Origin of the sequence: Janibacter sp. HTCC2649, from assembly GCF_000152705.1 — a bacterium.
Classification (GTDB): domain Bacteria; phylum Actinomycetota; class Actinomycetes; order Actinomycetales; family Dermatophilaceae; genus Knoellia.
The window spans coordinates 4,107,962-4,128,703 of the sequence record NZ_CH672413.1 but is presented as its reverse complement, the minus strand read 5'-3'; the positions used below and the strand labels follow the sequence as shown (position 1 = coordinate 4,128,703).

The 20,742-nt window shown below is 69.8% G+C and carries 20 protein-coding genes and 1 riboswitch; of the genes, 10 read left to right on the top strand and 10 right to left on the bottom strand.

Annotation, left to right across the window (positions count from 1 at the left end; genetic code table 11):
* Positions 1-55: 55 nt before the first annotated feature.
* A complete protein-coding gene (cobM, locus tag JNB_RS19720; RefSeq protein ID WP_009778307.1) occupies positions 56-799 on the bottom strand; it encodes a precorrin-4 C(11)-methyltransferase in 744 nt (247 codons plus the stop codon).
* Positions 796-2,010 (bottom strand): bifunctional cobalt-precorrin-7 (C(5))-methyltransferase/cobalt-precorrin-6B (C(15))-methyltransferase, encoded by a 1,215-nt coding sequence (locus JNB_RS19715; RefSeq protein ID WP_009778306.1) that lies wholly within the window; start codon positions 2,008-2,010, stop codon positions 796-798. Before JNB_RS19715 ends, cobM begins: the two co-directional genes overlap by 4 nt.
* Before the next feature lie 29 nt (positions 2,011-2,039).
* Positions 2,040-2,165: riboswitch (cobalamin riboswitch) on the top strand.
* Positions 2,166-2,228: 63 nt separating this feature from the next.
* Between JNB_RS19715 and JNB_RS19710 the strand changes: the two genes are divergently transcribed.
* From JNB_RS19710 to cbiB, 7 genes are read left to right on the top strand one after another with little or no spacing between them, the layout of a single operon-like run.
* Positions 2,229-4,307 carry a VWA domain-containing protein gene (locus JNB_RS19710; protein WP_050766738.1) on the top strand — a complete coding sequence of 693 codons (2,079 nt, stop codon included), beginning with the start codon at positions 2,229-2,231 and terminating at the stop codon, positions 4,305-4,307.
* Positions 4,307-4,921, top strand: a complete 615-nt coding sequence (gene cobO, locus JNB_RS19705; protein ID WP_040885302.1) for a cob(I)yrinic acid a,c-diamide adenosyltransferase — start codon at positions 4,307-4,309, stop codon at positions 4,919-4,921. The genes JNB_RS19710 and cobO overlap by 1 nt, the downstream gene beginning before the upstream one ends.
* Positions 4,915-7,380: a cobyrinate a,c-diamide synthase gene (locus JNB_RS19700; RefSeq protein WP_009778303.1), complete on the top strand. Its 2,466-nt coding sequence runs from the start codon at positions 4,915-4,917 to the stop codon at positions 7,378-7,380. Before cobO ends, JNB_RS19700 begins: the two co-directional genes overlap by 7 nt.
* Positions 7,377-8,384 (top strand): uroporphyrinogen-III C-methyltransferase, encoded by a 1,008-nt coding sequence (gene cobA, locus JNB_RS19695; protein ID WP_009778302.1) that lies wholly within the window; start codon positions 7,377-7,379, stop codon positions 8,382-8,384. Before JNB_RS19700 ends, cobA begins: the two co-directional genes overlap by 4 nt.
* A 6-nt stretch (positions 8,385-8,390) precedes the next feature.
* Positions 8,391-9,167 (top strand): adenosylcobinamide-GDP ribazoletransferase, encoded by a 777-nt coding sequence (locus JNB_RS19690; protein ID WP_040884011.1) that lies wholly within the window; start codon positions 8,391-8,393, stop codon positions 9,165-9,167.
* A 2-nt stretch (positions 9,168-9,169) separates the two neighbouring features.
* On the top strand, positions 9,170-9,721 hold the full coding sequence (cobU, locus tag JNB_RS19685; protein WP_237700722.1) for a bifunctional adenosylcobinamide kinase/adenosylcobinamide-phosphate guanylyltransferase: 552 nt from the start codon (positions 9,170-9,172) through the stop codon (positions 9,719-9,721).
* The gene (cbiB, locus tag JNB_RS19680) at positions 9,718-10,650 is read left to right on the top strand and encodes an adenosylcobinamide-phosphate synthase CbiB (RefSeq protein ID WP_009778299.1); all 933 of its coding nucleotides are present in this window, start codon (positions 9,718-9,720) and stop codon (positions 10,648-10,650) included. Before cobU ends, cbiB begins: the two co-directional genes overlap by 4 nt.
* A gap of 646 nt (positions 10,651-11,296) precedes the next feature.
* Here cbiB and JNB_RS19675 read toward each other — a convergent pair.
* From JNB_RS19675 to JNB_RS19645, 7 genes are all read right to left on the bottom strand, one after another.
* A complete protein-coding gene (locus JNB_RS19675; protein ID WP_009778297.1) occupies positions 11,297-12,031 on the bottom strand; it encodes a cobalt-precorrin-6A reductase in 735 nt (244 codons plus the stop codon).
* The gene (locus JNB_RS19670; protein ID WP_040884010.1) at positions 12,028-12,705 is read right to left on the bottom strand and encodes a nucleoside/nucleotide kinase family protein; all 678 of its coding nucleotides are present in this window, start codon (positions 12,703-12,705) and stop codon (positions 12,028-12,030) included. The genes JNB_RS19675 and JNB_RS19670 overlap by 4 nt, the downstream gene beginning before the upstream one ends.
* Entirely contained in the window at positions 12,695-13,474 is a 780-nt protein-coding gene (locus JNB_RS19665) for a TSUP family transporter (protein WP_009778295.1), read from the bottom strand. Before JNB_RS19665 ends, JNB_RS19670 begins: the two co-directional genes overlap by 11 nt.
* 7 nt (positions 13,475-13,481) lie before the next feature.
* Positions 13,482-14,243, bottom strand: coding sequence for an HAD family hydrolase (locus JNB_RS19660; protein ID WP_009778294.1), 762 nt, complete (start codon positions 14,241-14,243; stop codon positions 13,482-13,484).
* The gene (locus tag JNB_RS19655) at positions 14,240-16,027 is read right to left on the bottom strand and encodes a proline--tRNA ligase (protein ID WP_040884009.1); all 1,788 of its coding nucleotides are present in this window, start codon (positions 16,025-16,027) and stop codon (positions 14,240-14,242) included. The genes JNB_RS19660 and JNB_RS19655 overlap by 4 nt, the downstream gene beginning before the upstream one ends.
* A gap of 106 nt (positions 16,028-16,133) precedes the next feature.
* Positions 16,134-17,045, bottom strand: a complete 912-nt coding sequence (locus JNB_RS19650; protein WP_009778292.1) for a hypothetical protein — start codon at positions 17,043-17,045, stop codon at positions 16,134-16,136.
* Positions 17,046-17,134: 89 nt separating this feature from the next.
* Positions 17,135-18,391, bottom strand: a complete 1,257-nt coding sequence (locus JNB_RS19645; RefSeq protein WP_009778291.1) for an MFS transporter — start codon at positions 18,389-18,391, stop codon at positions 17,135-17,137.
* 23 nt (positions 18,392-18,414) lie between these two features.
* On the opposite strand from JNB_RS19645, the gene JNB_RS22110 reads away from it, so the two are divergent.
* Both JNB_RS22110 and JNB_RS19635 read left to right on the top strand, forming a co-directional pair.
* Positions 18,415-18,945, top strand: coding sequence for an MGMT family protein (locus JNB_RS22110; protein ID WP_009778290.1), 531 nt, complete (start codon positions 18,415-18,417; stop codon positions 18,943-18,945).
* Complete coding sequence (locus JNB_RS19635; protein ID WP_009778289.1) at positions 18,942-19,580, top strand: pyridoxamine 5'-phosphate oxidase family protein; 639 nt, start codon at positions 18,942-18,944, stop codon at positions 19,578-19,580. The genes JNB_RS22110 and JNB_RS19635 overlap by 4 nt, the downstream gene beginning before the upstream one ends.
* 87 nt (positions 19,581-19,667) lie before the next feature.
* On the opposite strand, the gene JNB_RS19630 is transcribed toward JNB_RS19635, so the two are convergent.
* Positions 19,668-20,072 (bottom strand): DoxX family protein, encoded by a 405-nt coding sequence (locus JNB_RS19630; protein WP_009778288.1) that lies wholly within the window; start codon positions 20,070-20,072, stop codon positions 19,668-19,670.
* A 133-nt stretch (positions 20,073-20,205) separates the two neighbouring features.
* Between JNB_RS19630 and JNB_RS19625 the strand changes: the two genes are divergently transcribed.
* A complete protein-coding gene (locus JNB_RS19625; protein ID WP_009778287.1) occupies positions 20,206-20,709 on the top strand; it encodes a hypothetical protein in 504 nt (167 codons plus the stop codon).
* Positions 20,710-20,742: the final 33 nt, after the last annotated feature.

The window sequence follows — 20,742 nt, the reverse complement described above, 5'->3', positions numbered from 1 at the left end:
ACAACGAGCGCCAGCGAGTTGTCCGTGCGGGGCACGAAGACGAAACGCCTCGACGTCAGGGTCGAGTGATCCGGGTTCCGTAGAGGTGGCTCTCGACGAAGTCCTCCGCCTCCAACGCCCACCCGACGATGATGACGGCGGCCTGGCGAAGCCCCGCCTCCTCGACCTTGTCGGCGATGTCAGCGAGGGTGGCGCGCAGGATGAGCTCGTCGGGCTGGGTGACCTGGGAGCCCACGACGACAGGGCAGTTCGCGCCGTAGTGCTCGGCCAGCTCCGCTGCCAGACGACGGGTATGCCGGATGGCCAGGTGCAGGACCAAGGTCGCCTTCGTCGCGGCATAGGTCGCGAGCTGCTCGCCCGGCGGCAATGACGTCGAGTCGCGCTGCGCGCGGGTCAGGACGACGGTCTGCGCCACCTCGGGGACGGTCAGCTCACGGCCGATGATGGCGGCAGTGGCGGCATACGCGGGCACGCCCGGCGTGACGTCCCACGGCACGCCGGCGCGGTCGAGCCGGCGGGTCTGCTCCGCAATCGCCGAATAGACCGACGGGTCGCCGGAGCACAGCCGGGCGACGTCCTTGCCGGCCTCGTGGGCCTCGACGAGGTGCGCGGTGATCGTGTCGAGGTCGATGTTCTGGGTGTCGATGAGCTCGGCATCGTCCGGACAGTGCGAGAGCACCTCTGCGTCGAGGTAGGTCCCGGCATAGAGACACACGGGAGCCTCGCCGAGCAACCTGACGGCGCGCAGGGTGAGCAGGTCCGCAGCGCCGGGACCGGCGCCGATGAAGTGAACGGTCATGAGCTTTCCTTGGTGGCGGACCACTGGACGATGGGGCGGGCCGGCTTCCACGACAGGTGGCGGCCGAGAGCCTCGGCGCGTTCGATGGTCACCCGTCGGAGATCCCCGCCCAGGCGCTGGTGGGCCGCGACGACGAGGGCCTCGGTATCGAGGGTGACGCAGTGGACGACGAGCCGCCCACCCGGTGCGAGCGCATCCCACGCCTGGTCGATCAGTGACTCGCTGGCCCCGCCACCGATGAACACAGCGTCAGGAGAAGGCAGTTCGCCGATGAGGTCGAGGGAGTCGCCGATCTGGACGGCGATGGGCACGCCGAAGGTCGTGGCGTTCTCACCCACCCGCTGCGCCCGCCCCCCATCGCGTTCGACGGCCACGGCGGTCGTGCACGGCGCCGCGAGGCACCACTCCACCGACACCGAGCCAGAACCTGCACCGAGGTCCCACAGCCGCTGACCGGCCATCGGTCGCAGGGCAGCGATGGCCAGGGCCCGAACCTCGCGCTTCGTGATCTGTCCGTCGTGGGCGAACGCCTCCTCCGGCAGCCCCGGCGAGGACCCCCACAGCACGGCGGTCGCGGGGACCTCGAAGGCCACGACGTTGAGAGCCGGTATGCCGTCCGCTCCCGGAGCGCTCCCAGCCGCGAGTTCCGCTGCGGCACAGTCGAACCGGCTCTCCTGCACCGTGCCGAGGTCGCCGAGCACGCTCATCGCAGCAGCCCCCAGGCCCAGCTCAACCAGCGCTCGGGCCAGCCCCACCGGTGTGGCTCCACTCGCCGACAGCGCCACGACCCGAGCGCCCGGCGCAAGGTGACGGCGGACGGCATACACGGATCGAGAGACGAGCGAAACCACCTCGACACTCTCACTGGGCCACCCCATCCGGGCGCGTGCCAGCGCGACCGACGACACCGCCGGGTGCACGCACACCGCGTCGGCCCCCAAGACGCGGATGAGCGTCGAGCCGACACCCGACACGAGCGGGTCCCCCGTGGCCAGCACGACCACACCATCGGAGCCGACATCAACCAGGAAATCCTCCAGCGCTGGCAGCATCGGCGACGGCCACACACGCCGCTCCTGCCCCTGAACCATCGGCGCCAGAGCGAGCAGACGAGGCGAGCTGACGAGCATGCGGGCGGCAGCCACCCGCTCACGCTGCACGGCCGGAAGACTCTCGAGCCCCTCAGCTGGCACCCCGACGACGTCGATCACGGCGCTCACTGTAGACACACCGGCGCCCGTCCGCGCCGTCGTGCCATGATGGCGCCGGTCCCCCGCGAGGAATACCGGTGCAACTCCGGAGCGGTCCCGCCACTGTGATCCCGACGCGTCGGGAAAGCCAGGACGTCGTCGGGGACTCTCGTGTCGGACACCCGACGCGTGCCGGCACTCAGACGAGCGTGGTCACTCGTCTCAAGGAGATTCCTCGCGTGACGCACTACCCCTTCACCGCAGTCGTCGGGGCTGACGATCTCTCCCTCGCCCTCATTCTCACGACGGTCTCCCCCGCCATCGGTGGCGTGCTCGTGCGCGGCGAGAAGGGCACCGCGAAGTCGACGATCGTCCGCGGACTCGTCGACCTCCTGCCCCCGCACGACGTCCTCGAAGGCTGCCGCTTCGCCTGCGACCCCGTGCGCCCCGACCCCACGTGCCCCGATGGTCCCCATGACGCGACCACCACCACGACGTCCCGGCCGGCACGCCTCGTGGAGCTTCCCGTCGGCGCGACCGAGGACCGCGTGATCGGCTCGCTCGACCTCGGCAAGGCGCTCGGTTCCGGTGAGGCGGCCTTCCAGCCCGGGCTCCTGGCGGAGGCGCACCGCGGAATCCTCTACGTCGACGAGGTCAACCTCCTCCACGACCACCTCGTCGACCTGCTGCTCGACGCCGCCGCCATGGGCCGCAACACGGTCGAACGCGACGGCGTCTCGGTCAGCCACGCCGCGCGTTTGGTGCTGGTCGGCACGATGAACCCCGAGGAGGGCGAACTCCGCCCGCAGCTCCTCGACCGCTTCGGCCTGACCGTGGAGGTCGCGGCTTCGCGGGATCCGTTGCTGCGTGCCGAGGTCGTTCGTCGTCGACTCGCCTCCGACGCCGATCCAGTCGCCTTCGCTGCCGGGTATGCCGCCGCGCAGCGCGACCTCGCGGACCGCGTCACCGCTGCGCGGATCGCTGTCGAAAAGGTGGAGCTGAGCGACCGGTCGTTGGCGACGATCGCGCGTGTCTGCGCTGGGTTCGAGGTCGACGGGATGCGCGCCGACATCGTCACCGCGCGTGCTGCGATGGCCCACGCCGCCTGGCACGGCCGACTGTCGGTGACCCGCGAGGACATCCGCGCAGCGGCGATCTTCGCCCTGCCCCACCGTCGTCGGCGCAACCCGTTCGACGCCCCTGGCCTGGACGAGGACCTGCTCGACCGCCTGCTGGGTGACGAGCCAGACGACCCCAGCCCCGACGACCCCGACCCCGACGACCCCGGCCCCGAGGACCCCCAGGGCTCGGACGAGGACGACCACAATCGACCAATAGGTCAAGAAGGGTCGGGGCCCGAGGCTCAGCCCGAGCCGTCCCGGGCAACCGGCGACACCCCACAGACACCCGAGTCCAGCGACGGCGACCCAGGGAACTCCGCCACCGACAGCGATGCCCCGGCCGTGGTTCCGGTCGGCGTCGCTGCGGCGGGGACGCCGTTCCGGGCTCGGGCCTTCACCCTCACCGGCGTCGGCACCGGCGAGTCGGGTCGCCGCAGCCGCGCCCTCACCGCCACCGGTCACACCATCGGCTCCACGACAACAGGCCGCGGTCGACTGCACCTCCCGGCGACCATCACCGAAGCCGCGCGTCACCGCGGAACGCGCGGGACGGCATACGGACGGCTAGTCCTGCTGCCCGGAGACCTCCGCACAGCGGTCACCCAAGGCCAGGAGTCGAATCTCGTTCTCCTCGCGGTCGATGCGTCCGGGTCGATGGGTGCGCGTCGCCGCATGGAAGAGGTCAAGACGGCCGTGCTGTCGCTGCTGCTCGATGCGTACCAGCGGCGTGACCGCGTGGGGCTCGTGACGTTCCGAGGGCAGGGCGCCGAGGTCGCGCTGCACCCGACCTCATCCGTCGACGCGGCCGCACGTTCGCTCACGACCCTGGCCCACGGTGGGCGCACTCCCCTTGCCGAGGGCCTGCTCATGGCGACCAAGGTCCTGGCCCGCGAGAAGCTGCGCGACCCCAAGCGCCGACCGCTGCTCGTCGTCGTCACCGACGGACGCGCGACGGCAGGACCCGACGCCCTCGAACGCTCGCGCACCATCGCATGCGCGTGGGGACGCACGGGACATCAGTCGGTCGTCATCGACTGTGAGACAGGGCGATTCAGGCTGGGACTGGCCGCCGACCTCGCGGCCCGCATGGGTGCGACCCACGTCCCCCTCGCAGAGGTGGCCGCGGGAGCGATCGTCGAGTCGGTCACGTCGGCACGCGACGAATGGCGCGCCGGTCGTGGCGGGCGGGCTGCCTGATGGTGCAGGGACAGGTCCCGGTCCAGGCGGCCGACGGTCTGACGACGCGGCAACGCCGCAACCGACCTCTGCTCCTCATCCATGGGGGCAAGGGCAAGGGCAAGTCGACCGCAGCGTTCGGGCTGGCGTTGCGAGGGTGGACCCAGGGGTGGTCGATCGGCGTCTTCCAGTTCGTGAAGTCGGCCAAGTGGCGCATCGGTGAGCAGACCGCCCTGGAAGCGCTCAACCGAATCCACGAGGAGACCGGCGAGGGCGGCCCGATCGAGTGGCACAAGATGGGCTCCGGCTGGTCGTGGTCGCGCAAGGCCGGGTCCGAGGAGGACCACGCTGCCGCCGCCCGGGAGGGTTGGGCCGAGATCCGTCGGCGCATCGAGGCGCAGACGCACGGGCTGTATGTGCTCGACGAGTTCACCTACGTCCTCAAGTGGGGCTGGGTCGACGTCGAGGAGGTCGTGTCGGTGCTCTCCTCCCGGACAGGGTTCCAGCACGTGGTCATCACCGGGCGCGACCCACACCCGAGCCTCGTCGAGATCGCAGACGTCGTCACCGAGATGACCCAGATCAAGCACCCCTTCGAGCAGGGCCAGAAGGGGCAGAAGGGCATCGAGTGGTGAAGCTCCCGCGGGTCGTCATCGCGGCCGCTGCATCGGGTCAGGGCAAGACGACCGTGGCGGTCGGTGTCATGGCCGCCCTCACGCGCGCTGGTCGGGTCGTGGCCGGTGCCAAGGTCGGGCCGGACTTCATCGATCCGGGGTATCACGCGCTGGCGACCGGACGCCCCGGCCGCAACCTCGACCCGTGGCTGCAGGGTGAGGACCGCGTCCTGCCGCTGCTCGTCCACGGTGCCCGGAGCCCGGCTCCGTCCGACCTCACCGTCATTGAGGGCGTCATGGGCCTCTTCGACGGGCGCCTCGGCAGTGACGGATGGGCATCGACGGCACATCTCGCGACGCTCACGAGCAGCCCGGTCGTCGTCGTCATCGACATCTCGTCGGCGGCTCGAACGGTCGCTGCCGTTGTGCATGGCCTGCGCGGCTTCGATCCCCGGGTCCACGTGGCTGGGGTCATCCTCAACAAGGCCGGTTCGTCCCGTCATGCCGACGAGGTGCGACGCAGTGTCGAGCAGCTGGGTATGCCGGTGTTGGGGGTGCTGCCTCGCGATGCCGGGGTGAGTGCGCCGTCACGCCATCTGGGGCTGGTGCCGGCCGCCGAGCGCCCCGAGGCGGCCGCGGCGCTGGATCGACTGGCCGAGCAGACAGCGGAGTTCATCGACCTCGATGCGCTCGTTGACATCGCCTCTGCCGCACCGGATCTCGACACGTCCGCCTGGACTCCGGTCACCTCGGACGCCCTCTCGACGGCTGCACCCCGCCGGGTCGCCGTGGCCGGTGGCCGGGCGTTCACCTTCCGCTATGCCGAGACCGAGGAGCAGCTGAGGGCACTCGGGTGCGAGCCGGTGACCTTCGACCCGGCGCTCGACACGGCCCTGCCGACGGGAACGGACGGCATCTATCTCGGCGGTGGCTTCCCCGAGGTCCACGCGGCCACACTCTCCACGAACAAGCGCCTACTGGCCGACGTGCGCGACGCCGTCCTGTCCGGCGTGCCGACCGTGGCCGAGTGCGCCGGGCTGCTCTATCTCTCCCAGGCCGTGGATGGACACGGGCTCGTCGGCGCGGTCCCGGCGACGGCAGCGATGCACCCTCGCCTCACCCTGCGCTACGTCACCGCCATCGCGCCCGAGGACACCCTGCTGGGCCCCGCGGGCACGCGGGTCCGCGGCCACGAGTTCCACCGAACCCAGACCACGCCGGGCCGAGGCGACAACGCCGCCTGGCTCCTCGATGGAGCTCCCGAAGGCTGGTCGCTCGACCCCGCAGGGACGGGATCAGCGACCGTGCACGCGTCCTATCTCCACACCCACTGGGCGGGCCACCCCGAGCTGGCAATGAGCTTCGCCCGCGCCGTCCACGGCAGCGAATCCCGTTCTTGGGCGACCCTTTCCAGCATTTCGCCAACACCTTCCCCGCAGTTCGAGGCCGAGCCGGTCGACCCGCTCGAGCACCACGGGGACGCAGAGACCGACCCTGCCCTGGTCGATCTGGCGGTCAACGTGCGCCTCACGACGCCTCCCGCCTGGCTCGCGCAGAGGCTCCGCGACAGCATCGGCGACCTCGCGGCATACCCGGATGTCCGCAACGCGCGCCGAGCGATCGCGCGCCGGCACGGGGTCGACGAGGACATGGTCCTTCCCACGAGCGGCGCCGCGGAGGCCTTCGTCCTCCTGGCGCACCTGACACGCGCCAAGCACCCGGTCATCGTGCATCCGCAGTTCACCGAGCCCGAGGCCGCACTGCGTCGCGCGGGCATCAACCCCGGACGGGTCGTTCTCGACGCCGCCAACGGCTTCACGCTCACGCCGGAACTCGTGTCCCCAGACGCCGACCTCGTCGTCATCGGCAACCCGACCAACCCCACCGGCGTGCTGCACCCGCGCGCGGGCCTCGAGTCTCTGCGACGACCGGGGCGCCTGCTCGTCATCGACGAGGCCTTCATGGACACCATTGCGGGAGAGGGGGATTCGCTCATCTCGGCCAACATGGAGGGTGTCCTCGTCCTGCGCTCTCTCACCAAGACCTGGGGTCTGGCTGGACTACGAGCCGGGTATGCCGTGGGCTCCCCTTCCGTCATCGCCGACCTGGCGCTCCACCAGCCCCACTGGTCGGTGAGCACGCTGGCCGCGACCGTCATGGAGGCGACCACGACGGGGCCGGCGCTCACGGAGGCCGAGGCCGCTGTCGCCGACACCACCCGCTGGCGGGAGCACCTGCTGGCTGGACTTCACGCGCTCGGCCTGGACCCGATCAGGTCCCAGACGTCCTTTGTCCTCGTGGACGTCGGCGTCGGGGTGCGTGAGGTCATGAGAGGGCGCGGCTATGCCCTGCGCCGCGGCGACACCTTCCCCGGGCTGGGCCCGCAGTGGGTCCGCATCGCCGTGCGCGACCCCCAGACCACTGACGGCATGCTCCGCGAGCTCGCCACTGTGCTGACCTCGAAGGAGCGCACCGCATGAGTCTCACCCTTCCGACGACTGCGAACCCGACCGTCCTCATCACGAGTCCGGGTTCACGCATCGCCGAGACCGTGCACGCGCTCACCGACCAGGGCGCGGTCGTCACCGTGGCCGCCGCGGACATCACCGACGCCGCCACTCGCGCCGCCCTCGACGACCTCAGCGGCCGCCGTCTCGTGAGTGTCGATGCCCATCCCGCTCCGGGCGACTTCGACCTCGTCCTGCGCGACCCGGGCACGCGGAGCACAGCCGAGCTCATGCCGCCGCAGACAGCTGGCACAGGTCGCGTCACTCTCGTCGGAGGAGGGCCCGGTTCGGTGGACCTGCTCACCGTGGGTGGCCTGCACGCGGTCCGTGAGGCCGACGTCCTCGTCTGCGACCGACTCGCCCCGCTGTCGGTACTCGCCGAGGCACGCTCCGACGTCGAGGTCATCCACGTCGGCAAGATCCCGCGCGGCGCCTTCACCCCGCAGGAGTCGATCAACGCCCTCCTCGTCGAGCACGCCCTCGCGGGCAAGTACGTCGTCCGGCTCAAGGGCGGCGACAGCTATGTCTTCGGGCGCGGTGGTGAGGAATGGAACGCGTGCGTCGCGAACGGCATACCCGTCGACGTCGTCCCGGGTGTCTCGTCGGCCGTCGCCGTCCCGGCCCTCGCCGGCATCCCGCTCACCCACCGAGGCCTGACGCAGGGGTTTGTTGTCGTCTCCGGACACGTCGGCCCCAAGGACGAGCGCAACGATGCCGACTGGGCCGCCCTCGCGCAGTGCGGCCTCACCATCGTCATCCTCATGGGCGTGGCCGCGCTCGCCGAGATCTCGCAGACACTGATCGAGCACGGCATGGACCCGTCGACGCCCGCGGCCTGCATCGCTGATGGCGCCATGCCGAGCCAGCGATCCGCACGCGGCACCTTGGCGGACATCGCGTCGGTCGCTGACGCCGAGGACCTCACTCCCCCGGCGATCACTGTCATCGGGCGCGTCGTGACCGCCCTCGAGGGCTGAACTCCGTTGCACGACAGCACTGCTGGTCTCAGGCTCGCCGTAGGGACACTCACCGTCGTCCCCGTCGGCACGATCGCTGACCCGACGAGGGAACACGCGCGTTGGGCGATGGTTCTGGCGCCGGTCGCCGCATTGCCCGTCGCCGTCGCAGTCGGTGCAGTGGTCGCGCTCGGCCACTGGGCCACTCTGCCGACGCTTCTCACCGCTGCCCTCGCCGTGGCCGTCATCGCGGCCGGGACGCGGGCGATGCACCTCGACGGGCTGGCCGACACGGTCGACGGGCTCGGCGCGGGGTGGACCCGTGAGCGCGCACTCGAAGTCATGCGCAGCGGCGACGTCGGTCCCATGGGAGTTGCTGCCCTCCTCCTTGTCCTGCTCGCCCAGGTGGCCGCGCTGACCGCCATCGTCGATCGCCCGCAGGGGTGGCTGGTCGCCGGTGTCGCCGTGGTCGCCTCGCGCGCCTCGACCTTGCTCACCTGCCGAGTGGGTATGCCGTCCGCTCGCCCGGGCGGGCTCGGCGCCGTTGTCGCCGGTTCCGTGCCGACGTGGGTGGCTGGGCTCGGCGGACTCGTCGTGGCGGCGCTGTTGTCGGCGGCCGTCGCGGCCTCACGCCTCAGCCCTGCTGCGGGAGTCGTCGCGGTCGTCCTGGCCGCCGTTGCCGTGGGGATCCTGCTTCGGACGTGTCGACGCGTCTTCGGCGGGGTGACGGGCGACGTCATGGGGGCCGCCATCGAGGTGGCCTTCACCGTGATCCTCATCGTCCTCAGTTCCGGGAGATGGTGACGATGAGGACCCTCGTCACGGGTGGCGTTCGCTCGGGCAAGTCCGTCATCGCCGAGAAGTTCATCGCGGATGCTGCGGCCCTGCACTCGCCGGGCGTGCCGGTCACGTATGTCGCCACCGGCCCGGCCGCGGACGACGCGGACTGGGCCGATCGCATTGCCACACACCGCAGTCGACGCCCGGACACGTGGCAGACCGTCGAGACGCACGACCTCGCCTCCGCCCTCGACGCTCTGACCGGCCCGGCTCTTGTCGATTGCCTCGGCACGTGGCTCACGGCCGTCCTCGACGAGCTCGATGTCTGGGAGGCGCCGCGGGAGGGCTGGCAGGACGCGCTCCACAAGCGCACGGCGGACGTCGTCCGGGCCTGGGCACGGTGCCCGCACGACGTCGTCGCGGTGACGAACGAAGTCGGGTGGGGCGTCGTGTCCGAGCACCGATCCGGCCGCATCTTCGCCGACGAGCTCGGACGGCTCAACCAGGACATCGCCCGGGCCAGCGACCGAGTCTTTCTTGTCGCCGCCGGCCACCTCCTCCCCCTTCGTCAACCGTGAAGCGGCACCTGGACCCGGTGACCGTGGGTCTCGTCGTCGGCTTTCTCGCCGATCGGGCGCTCGGCGATCCGCGCCGGTTCCACCCCGTGGCCGGGTTCGGTCAGGTGGCGGCCCGACTCGAGGACCGCGTGTACACGTCGAGCCGATCGAGGGGCGCGTTGTCGGTGGGTGCTCTCATCACGACGACGGTGGGCCTCGGACTGCTCGAGCGACGGCTGCCTTCGGTGGCCCGCATCGTCGTCGCTTCGGCAGCCACGTGGGCCGTCCTCGGTGGCAGGTCGCTGGAACGCGAGGGTGAGGCAATCGCCGCACTCCTTGCCGCCGATGATCTCGCCGGAGCCCGCATCCGCATCCGCAACCTCGTGGGCCGTGACCCGAGCACCCTCGACGCCCACAGCATCGCCCGCGCCTGTGTCGAGAGCGTTGCCGAGAACTCCGCCGATGCCGTGGTCGCTCCCCTGTTCTGGGGCGCAGCTGCAGGCGTGCCGGGTCTCATCGCCTATCGCGCGATCAACACGCTCGACGCGATGTGGGGTCACCGCAACGAGCGATACCGCGAATTCGGCTGGGCCGCAGCGCGACTCGACGATGTCGCCAACTGGCTTCCGGCCCGCGCCACGGTCGCGATCAACGCAGCACTGGTTGGCCCGGGGCGAGGCGCGGAGGTCGTCCGGGTCGTGCGTCGTGACGCCCCCGCCCACCCGAGCCCCAACGCCGGCCCGGTCGAGGCGTCCTGGGCAGCCGCTCTGGGAGTGAGGCTCGGCGGGACGAACCACTACGACGGCGTCGACGAGGACCGCGGCCACCTCGGTGACGGACCCCCCGTCACCGTCGCCGACATCCCGCGAGCCACTCGACACCTGCGCAACCTCTCAACCGCCGCCATCGTGGCGTTGGTCAGCGCGCGCGTGATCCTGCACCAGCCTTGACGCGACTTCGTGCCCCGCACGGACATGAAGACGAGGCCTTCGGCCGACGGACCATGTCCGTGCGGGGCACGAAGTCGTCAGGTGAGCCCGGTGAGCACCTCGCCGACAGTCTCCACTTCGGCGACTCCGGCGGGCACCTCCGGCGGGCACCTCCGGCGGGCACCTCCGGCCATCGTCAGTGCGCGCGTGATCCTGCACCAGCCTTGACGCGACTTTGTGCCCCGCACGGACATGAAGACGAGGCCCTCGGCCGACGGACCATGTCCGTGCGGGGCACGAAGTCGTCAGCTGAGCCAGGTGAGCACCTCGCCGACAGTCTCCACTTCGGCGACCCCGGCGGGCACCTCCGGCCATCGTCAGCGCACGCGTGATCCTGCACCAGCCTTGACCCGACTTCGTGCCCCGCACGGACATGAAGACGAGGCCTTCGGCCGACGGACCATGTCCGTGCGGGGCACGAAGTCGTCAGGCGAGCCAGGTGAGCACCTCGCCGACAGTCTCCACTTCGGCGACACCGGCGGGCACCTCCGGCCATCGTCAGCGCGCGCGTGATCCTGCACCAGCCTTGATGCGACTTCGTGCCCCGCACGGACATGAAGACGAGGCCTTCGGCCGACGGACCATGTCCGTGCGGGGCACAAAGTCGTCAGGTGAGCCAGGTGAGCACCTCGCCGACGGTCTCCACCTCGGCGACTCCGGCGGGTACCGCTGGCCGCCGGACGACGACGACGGACACGCCGAGTTCGGCGGCGGCTGTGAGCTTGGCTGCCGTGTAGGCGCCACCTGAGTCCTTGGTGAGCACGACGTCGACCTGGTGCCGGCTCAGGAGAGCTCGCTCGTCAGCCACCTCGAACGGTCCGCGATCCAGCAACACCGTCCAGCGCGCCGGCGCCTCCTCCTCAAGGGCCTCGACCACCCGCAACACGACATCACGATCAGCCCACGAGGCATAGTGCTCCAGCGTCTGCCGCCCGGTCGTGATGAACGGCCGCGCCGCCCCCAACGCCTCGGCCGCCACGCGCGCCTTGTCGTAGTCGTCGACCCAGTGCCAGGACCCCGCATCCGCGTGCTCGCTCCACCCCGGACGGGCCAGACGCAGGCACGGCACGCCAGCAATCGCCGAGGCCGTACCCGCATTCGCCGTCATGCGCACAGCAAACGGATGCGTCGCGTCCACGAGGTGCGTGAAGCCTCCCCCGACGAGCACCCCAGCCAGCCCGCCCACGCCACCGAAACCACCGACGCGCACGTCACCCACCGGCATCCGTGGCTTCGACACGCGGCCCGCCAACGAGGACACCACATCGAACCCAGCATCAACCAGCGCAGCAGCAAGTGCCCGAGCCTCGGCCGTCCCACCGAGCAGGAGCACTCGGGTCATCGGTCGCTCTCGCTCACAACCACACCATCGAGCAGCACGACGTCCGCCCGCTCGGCTCCGCCGTCGACCGCCTTCGCGTTGGCCTCGTCCGACCGAAGCACCCACTCAGTCGCGTCGGACACCTCCCGACCGGTCTCGACGTGGCGCGTGACGAGCCGTTCCACACGCACATCACCGTCGAGCGCGCACCACCACACCTCGTCGAGCAACGCCGGAACGCCTGCCCAGTCGCCGTCACCGAGCAACAGGTAGTTCCCCTCTGTCACCACGAGATCCGCGTCGACGGGAACGACCAAGGAGTCCGCCATCGGCTCCCCGACGTTGTGGTTGAAGCTGGGTGCCATCACGACAGCGCGCGGCAACGCGCGCACGGAGGCCAGCACGCCGGCATACGCGATGGCATTGAACGTGTCCGCCGCGCCCTTGCGGTCGCGTCGTCCCAGGGCGTCGAGTTCGGCGTTCGTCCGGTGAAAACCGTCCATCGGCACGTGCGCGACCCGACCATCCAGACTTGGGTCTGCCGCCACGGCAGTGAGCAACCGCGTCACCAGGGTCGTCTTGCCGGATCCCGGGGGTCCCGCGATCCCGAGGACCGCGCGGCGGGGCGCCACTCGGGCGACCAACTCTTCGAGTCGTCCCAAAAGGTCCTCGACTGGGCGTTGTTCACCAGACACCAAGCACCTGCCCACCGATCCGAATCGTGAAGGCCGCGACCACGACGACAAACACTACGCGCACGAATCCGCTCCCGCGGGCCACCGCCGTGCGCGCCCCGACGTAGCCGCCGAGAAGGTTGGCAACCGCCATGACCGCGCCGACCTTCCACATGACGTGACCGCCCGGAGCAAACACCGTCAGCGCCCCGAGGTTGGTCGCGAAGTTCGCGATCTTGGCCTTGGCACTGGCCTCCAGGAATGCGTAGCCCATCAGCCCCACGAGCGCGAACACCATGAACGAGCCAGTCCCCGGCCCGAGCGCCCCGTCGTAGACCCCGATGACGAAGCCCACGAGCATCGCCGTCACGGTGTGCCGGGTGCCGTCCCAGCGCAGCGCGGTCTTGGTGCCGAGGGCTGGCTTGAAGAGCGTGTAGGCGCCGACACCGATGAGCATGACGAGGATGATCGGGTTGAACGCCGACTTGGGGATGTGCAGGCCGAGGAGCGCTCCCCCGATGGCGCCGAAGTAGGCCACGGCAGCCATGGGCAAAGCGGTCCGCAGATCCGGCTTCACCCGCCGCCAGTAGGTCGCAGCACTCGTCACCGTGCCCCAGATCGACCCGAACTTGTTGGTCGCGAGGAGCTGCGCCGGCGTCGCACCCGGAAAACCGAGCAACAGGGCCGGCAGCTGCACCAACCCCCCGCCACCCACGACCGCGTCGATCCACCCCGCGACGAACCCAGCGAGACCCATGAGGGCCAGCGTGGTCAGTTCGGGGTCGGCCATCCGCTCGTCAGGCCTGTGCCCAGGCGTCGACGATGTCGAAGATGTCGAGCAGCTCGTGGGCCACGGCGTCCGGGGTGGCATCGACACTGACCTGCTGGTCGACCGGGATGTCGGAGTGCGGGATCCAGATGGCGCGCATCCCGATCTGCTGCGGGCCGAAGACGTCCTCGAAGGGACGGTCTCCGACGTAGGCGGCGTTCTCGGGCTCGACACCGACAGCGGCACAGGCCGCCCGGAACGCGTCGGCGTGCGGCTTGACCACGTGGATCTCGGACGAGTAAACGTCACCATCGATGAGGTCAAGGACGCCGTCGCGCTCGAAGACCCCACGGTGGTAGTCACGCGACCAGATGGTGTTGGAGAGGACGCCGACGCGAATTCCCCTATCGCGCAACCCTTCCCACAGTGGTCGGACCTGGTCGTCAGTGAAGGTGTGCGGCTCCCAGAACCCGCGGTATGCCGCGAGCGCCAGATGGTGCCGATCATGCTCAGCGTCGATGCCGGCATCGTCGAGGATGGCCTCGAGGGTCGCGCTGCTGTGGTCGGTGCGGCCACGCTTCCACGCGCGGTCCTCGGCTTCGAGGATGCGCAGCGCGAGCGAGTCGGCCTCGGCAAGGTCCTCGGCCGGCATGTCGGCAGCATCGACCGGTAGTCCGTGGACCTCACGGGCATAGACCCGCCACTGCTCTGGCAGGTCGACGGCGTGCCACGGCGTGAGGGTGCCGCCCCAGTCGAAGATGACCGCCTCGAGGGGGCGAGCGTCGCTCACGCCCTGCCTCCGCGAACCTCTGCCAGCACCTCGTCAATGACGGAGTCGACGGCGACTTCGCGACGCTCACCGGAGCGACGGTCCTTGATCTCGATGACGCCGTTCTCGAGAGACTTGCCGACGACGACGATCGTGGGGATGCCGATGAGCTCGGAGTCCTTGAACTTCACCCCGGGGCTGACCTTCTCGCGGTCGTCATACAGCACCGAAATCCCCTGCGCCTCAAGGGAAGCCGTGATCTCGTCGGCCTTGGCGAAGACGTCACCGTCGCGGTCCCGGTTCTTGCCCGTGGCGACGACGTGGACGTCTGCGGGCGTGACGGCGCGCGGCCAGATGAGGCCGAGGTCGTCGAGGTTGTCCTCGGCGATCGCCGCGACGGCGCGCGAGACACCGACGCCATAGGACCCCATCGTCACGGTGACGAGCTTGCCGTTCTCGTCGAGCACCTTGAGGTCGAGCGCCTCGGCGAACTTGCGGCCGAGCTGGAAGATGTGGCCCATCTCGATGCCGCGGGCAGTGTGCAGGACACCATTGCCGTCGGGGCTCGGGTCACCGTCGCGCACCACGGCAGCCTGGATGGTGCCGTCCGCGGTGAAGTCGCGTCCGTGCACGAGATCGAGCACGTGCTTCCCAGCCTCGTCCGCACCGGTCACCCAGGCAGAACCCTCGGCGATCGACGGGTCGAGGACATAACGGATCTTGGACACCCTTTCCTCACCCAGCACACCCGGCCCGATGTAGCCCTTGGCCAGCTCGGGGTGGGTCGCAAAGTCCTTCTCCTCAAAGGCTTCCACCTCGGCCGGGCCGACCTGCGCCTCGAGCCGCTTGGCGTCGACCTCGCGGTCACCGGGCACGCCGATGGCGAGCGGCTCACGCGTGCCGTCGGGGTGCACGAGCATGACGATGACGTTCTTGAGCGTGTCGGCAGCCGTCCACGAGCGACCGTCCGAGCGCGCGTGGTTGGCGTTGAGCGACGCGACCAGGGTGTCGATCGTCGGGGTGTCGGGGGTGTCCTCGACGTGCGCGGCCGGCACGCCCGAGGCGTCGACGGGCGCAGCCTGAGTCACGACGACGGCCTCGACATTCGCGGCATACGTGCCGGCGTCGTTGCGCACGAACGTGTCCTCGCCGATCGCGCTCACGGCAAGGAACTCCTCGCTCGCCGAGCCGCCCATGGCACCCGACATCGCGGAGACGATGACGTACTCGAAGCCGAGCCGGTCGAAGATCTTGATGTAGGCCGCGCGGTGCGCCTGGTAGGACGCCTCGAGCCCCTCATCGCTCACGTCGAACGAGTAGGAGTCCTTCATGACGAACTCGCGCCCGCGCAGAAGCCCTGCACGCGGACGCGCCTCGTCGCGGTACTTGTTCTGGATCTGGTAGAGGCTGAGCGGCAGGTCCTTGTAGGAGCTGAACATGTCCTTGACGGCGAGGGTGAACATCTCCTCGTGCGTCGGCCCGAGCAGGTAGTCGCCGCCCTTGCGGTCCTTGAGCCGGAAGATGTTGTCGCCGTACTCCGTCCAGCGGTTCGTCGCCTCGTAGGGCTCGCGCGGCAGCAGCGCCGGGAAGGTCAGCTCCTGCGCACCAATGGCGTCCATCTCCTCGCGCACGATCGCCTCGACCTTGCGCAGCACCCGCAGCCCGAGCGGCAGCCACGTGTAGATGCCGGGGGCGGCGCGACGGACATAGCCGGCACGGACGAGCAGGCGGTGGCCCGGGAGCTCGGCGTCGACCGGGTCCTCGCGCAGGGTTCGCAGGAACAGCGACGACATGCGCATGGCCACGGTGAGTCTCCAGGGATCAGTTGAGGGGAACTCGCCAAGGATAACGACGGTTGCGTATGCCGTTCACTCGGATTACGCAGGGACCTCGCCACCGCGCCCGTGGGCGTCAGACAAAGGCGCCGAACGTGTCGCCGTTGATCACCGTGGACATGTACATGTAGCCGTTGCTGGCGCCGAACCTGGGGTCCGTCTTGACCAGCGCCATGAAGGCCTTGTGCTCAGCGGTGGTACGACCGACGAGGCACCCAGCGCCGTTCTTGCCGATGTTGTTCACCGGGGCGTCGTGCGCGTTGTGCTGGTTGATGCCGAACCCGTCTCCGGTGAACGTCTTGTCGCCCGTGCGCTTGCCGTCCTTGTTCTTGTCGCGATGAATGGTGATGTTTCCGGCCTGCACGAGGGCCAGGTGCTTGCGGGGCGGGGACTGGTTCGCCCGGTGGAAGCCCACTCGCCACGCCTTGTACTGCCCGAATGCAATCCGGGCGGCACCCTCGGCGTTGAGCGGGTTCAGCGTGAAGAACGTGCCCGGTTCGGTGGTGGCCTGCACGTTGTGCAGCACCACCGGCCGTCCGGCACTGTCTCGCTTGAGCACGATCCGACGATCGTTGAACTCGTTGGGCTTGTCGGGGTTGGGGCGACCGTCGTCGTTCGCCCCTTCGATGTAGGCGATGGTCAGGAAACCCGGAAGGCGCGCCACGAAGAAGCCGTTGGCGAGCATGAACCTCACGAGCTTGCTTCCGAGGTCGGTGCCCAGCGTCCACGGCAGGAAGGTCTGTGGAGTCTGCTGGAGCAGGGCCTTGGCGATCGCGGGTGTGATGGCCTGGGGGTACGGCAGGTTCAGGGTCTTCGCGAACGTGGGGAGCACGAGCTTCGTGACCGGACCGACCGAGCCGTCGGCTGGTGGGTCCAGACAGCCGAGGGCGATGAGCCGGCTCTGGGCCTCCTTGGCAAGGACGGCCTGTCCGGCGAAGTCCTGAACCGAGACGTTGGCTGTGCCAGCGGCGATCTGCGCGAGCGTCATGACCAGCCTCCTTCCGCGCCTCCTGTTCACGGTCCTCAGTTGTGCGCGGCACCACAACACTCAGGTGGGCTGGCCCATTTGGGTGGTGATCAGGCTTCGATGAAGCGCGCGGTGGGGGCCGCCCGACGCAGTGCGGGAACCCACATCAGGGCGGCCGCGCACCCGTTGGCGAGCGCCACGACGGCGAGGGCGTCAGGCACTCCGAGGTGTGAGGCCACCTGACCCGACACGAGGACCCCGATGGTGGCTCCCCCGCCCCACGAGATCGTCCGTGAGGCGGTGCTGACCCGGGACAGCAGACGCTCGGGGATGACCTGCATCCGATAGGTCACGGTCGCCGAGATGACGAGGACGTGCAGCACTGCATAGGCGAGGTAGACACCCAGCGCCAGGCCGTAGCGGTCCAACCGGCTGAGCACGACCAGGAGGACGGTCATGACCGGGAAGAGGCACTGCCCGAGTCGAATGGCGCCGAACCGTCGGCTGAGGCGCGGCATGAGGAACGAGGCCACGAACGCCCCAGCCGCCCAGCTCCCGAACAGCAACCCGAACCTCCACCCGCTCGTGCCGACCCCCAGGACCCGATCCGCCCAGGGCACGACCAGGCCGAGGAGGGCGGCGGCCGACCCTGCGCCGAAGACGGCAACCATCGCGAGCGGCCACAGGGTCGGGTGGCGACGCAGGAAGGTCACCCCCTCGACGAGGTCGGCCCACAGGACGCGCGCAGTGACCGGCGCCGTCCGGTCGCGCTGACCGTTCATCGCCGTGCGAATCGCCCGCACCAGCAGCAGGCTGCCCAGGAAGGACAGGACGTCGACGACGAGCAACGTCGCAGGCGACCAGATCGCGAGCGCGAGTCCCACGACGGCCGGGGTGGCGACGTCGAGGACGCCCTGCGTCCCCCAGATGCGGGCATTGGCATCGGGCAGGCGTTCCCGGCCGACGAGCGAAGGCAGGGCGCCGGCACTGGACCCGTCGAAAAGGACAGCCGCAGAAGCAGAGGCGAAGGCGGCGGCATACACGTGAGGAAGGGTGAGGACACCGGCAAGGTGAGCCACGACGAGCGAGCCGATGGCGAAGGCACACGTGAGATCGGCGCCGATCATGATGCGGCGGCGGTCGAATCGGTCGCCGAGCACGCCACCCACGAGTCCGAAGAACGCCATCGACAGGGTGCTCGTCGCCATGAGGGCCGAGGTCAGGGCCGGCGATCCGGTGAGCTGGTAGATGAGGACCGGCAGAGCCACGGCCGTGACCGATGAGCCGATCATCGTGACGGCACGCGAGGCCCAGAAGCGGAGGAAGTCGGGGTGCTTCCACAGCGTCTGGTGTGCGGTCGTCGTCACCCCTCCAGCCTAGGCTGGGCATCGTGGCGAGTGAACTGACCATCGAGCGGGTGCTGACCCTCGTGGAGCTCGTGCCCCGGGGTCGGGTCGTCAGCTATGGCGACCTCGGCAAGATCGTCGGGATCGGGCCGCGACAGGTGGGGTCGTTCATGCGCCACCACAGCGAGGGTCTGCCCTGGTGGCGGATCACCAATGCGGCCGGCGACCTCCCTGCGCCGCTGCTCTCGCAGGCTCACCCGCACTGGACCGACGAGGGAATCCTCGTCAAGCGCAACGGTTTGGGGTGCCGGATCGCGGACTACCGCGCGGACCTCCACGCCCTGGAGGCGGCATACCGCACACGCATCGCCGATACGCTGACAGCCATGGGTACAGCGATCCCCCACACGAGCAACCCGGCCGCTCGGGCGCTGACCGCCGCGTCGATCACGACGCTCGAGGAGCTCAGCGAGTGGCGCCGTGCCGACGTCGCTGAGCGCCACGGCATGGGGCCGAAGGCCCTGCGGATGCTCGACGAGGCCCTGACCGAAGCCGACCTGGAGTGGAAGCCATGACCGACGTCGACACCGGCCGCAGCGCCGCCATCATCTCGAGCGACGCCGAGCTCACCGAGCTGCTCGGCGAGCCGACCGAGGCCGTGCGCACCAAGGTGCGGAGCGAGCTGCTGGAGATCGACCGCCAGTGGCTGGCCGCGTCGCCCTTCTGCGTCGTCGCGACGAGTGCGCCCGACGGCTCGTGCGACGCCTCCCCCAAGGGTGACCCGGCGGGGTTCGTCCACGTCATCGACGACCGCACCATCGCCATCCCCGAGCGCAAGGGCAACCGCCGGGCCGACGGCTACCGCAACGTGCTCCTCAACCCGCACGTCGGGCTGATGTTCGTCATCCCCGGGCGCGGCGACACGTTGCGGATCAACGGCCGCGCGCACCTGGTCTCCGATGCCCCGTGGTTCGACGACATGGTGGTCAAGGGACACCGGCCGGTGCTGGCCCTCGTCGTCGAGATCGATGAGATCTTCGGGCACTGCGCCAAGGCGTTCATGCGCAGCCAGCTGTGGCACCCCGAGACGTGGCAGCCGGGTGCAGTGCCCTCTCGGGCCAACATCGCCCACCTCACCGAGAGGCCGCTCGACAGCGTGGTGGAGCTGGAGAAGTACTACGGCGAGACCTACTCGACCGGGCTCTACTGATCCTTGTGTCCGGCACGTCGGCGGGTATGCCGCCCGCTCGCCTGACGCTGCCGCGTCGCGTCAGCTCCTGGTTGGGCCCAGTTCGGCTCAGCGAAGCCGACCGCTGGCGCGCAGGGCCGTACGGATGAGCGGCCACTGCAGGGGCAGGCGCGCGATCGTGCCCGCGAAGAAGGCCCTGGAGCCGGTGTCGCCCTTGCGCTGGGCCCGCTTGGCCTGGTCGGCGCTCATCTGGACGTTGGCCGGGAACACGCCGACGAGCAGGGCGGCGCTGGCGAGGCCGGCGACCTTGCGGGTGCGCGGGTGGAGCAGGCCGAGGGCACAGACGATCTCGGCGACCCCGCTGACGTAGACGAGTTCGCGGCGGCGCGGCAGCACCTTCGGGACCATGCCCTCGAAGACCTGGGGCCGCACCAGGTGGGTGGCGCCAGAGGCGAGGAAGGCGGTGGCGAGACCCATGGTGGCCTTGTCGAGCGGCGGCGTCGTCTGCGGCATACCCGTCATCGTGTCAGATGGGGCGTGAGTGACGAGCCTTGACCAAGTGCAGAACCCCTGTTGACCGGGCGTTGGCCTGCGCCGTCCTAGCGTCGAGACGTTGGCTTCATTCATCGATGCAGGAGGTTTCATCATGAACATGCTCGCCACTCGGGGTGCCCGCACCGTCGCGGTCGCTGCCGTGTCCGTCGCGGCCGTCCTCAGCGCCGCACCATCCGCCTCGGCCGTCACCAAGCTCACCCCCGCCCAGGCCACGGCCCAGCTCTCGGCCGCCGGGATCACGTGGTCGTCGAGCGGCGGCTGCAGCAACCGCAACGTGTCGACGTGCACGTCCTTCGACCAGATCAACTCGAGCACCATCAGCGGCATCGTCACCCTGAAGCAGGCCAGTGGGTGCGCCATCAACATCACCGGCGGCACGGAGGTGGGCCACGCGTCGGGGACCTACAGCCACTGGAACGGCTACAAGGTCGACATCACGCCCTACACCTGCATCAGCAACTACATCACGGGCACGTTCGCCTACGCGGGCGTCCGCAGCGACGGCGCGACGATGTACAAGTCAGGCGCGGGCAACGTCTACGCCCGCGAGAGCAACCACTGGGACATCCTCTACTACAACTGCGGCGGCTGCTGACCCCGCTCCACCTCCCGGTCCTCACAAACGCGG

What these genes read in the sequence shown, in the direction of transcription:
- cobM (WP_009778307.1), bottom strand. Translation starts at nt 799, where the DNA reads ATGACCGTTCACTTCATCGGCGCCGGTCCCGGCGCTGCGGACCTGCTC.
- cobO (WP_040885302.1), top strand. Translation starts at nt 4,307, where the DNA reads ATGGTGCAGGGACAGGTCCCGGTCCAGGCGGCCGACGGTCTGACGACG.
- cobA (WP_009778302.1), top strand. Translation starts at nt 7,377, where the DNA reads ATGAGTCTCACCCTTCCGACGACTGCGAACCCGACCGTCCTCATCACG.
- cobU (WP_237700722.1), top strand. Translation starts at nt 9,170, where the DNA reads ATGAGGACCCTCGTCACGGGTGGCGTTCGCTCGGGCAAGTCCGTCATC.
- JNB_RS19675 (WP_009778297.1), bottom strand. Translation starts at nt 12,031, where the DNA reads ATGACCCGAGTGCTCCTGCTCGGTGGGACGGCCGAGGCTCGGGCACTT.
- JNB_RS19665 (WP_009778295.1), bottom strand. Translation starts at nt 13,474, where the DNA reads ATGGCCGACCCCGAACTGACCACGCTGGCCCTCATGGGTCTCGCTGGG.
- JNB_RS19650 (WP_009778292.1), bottom strand. Translation starts at nt 17,045, where the DNA reads ATGACGCTCGCGCAGATCGCCGCTGGCACAGCCAACGTCTCGGTTCAG.
- JNB_RS19635 (WP_009778289.1), top strand. Translation starts at nt 18,942, where the DNA reads ATGACCGACGTCGACACCGGCCGCAGCGCCGCCATCATCTCGAGCGAC.
- JNB_RS19630 (WP_009778288.1), bottom strand. Translation starts at nt 20,072, where the DNA reads ATGCCGCAGACGACGCCGCCGCTCGACAAGGCCACCATGGGTCTCGCC.
- JNB_RS19625 (WP_009778287.1), top strand. Translation starts at nt 20,206, where the DNA reads ATGAACATGCTCGCCACTCGGGGTGCCCGCACCGTCGCGGTCGCTGCC.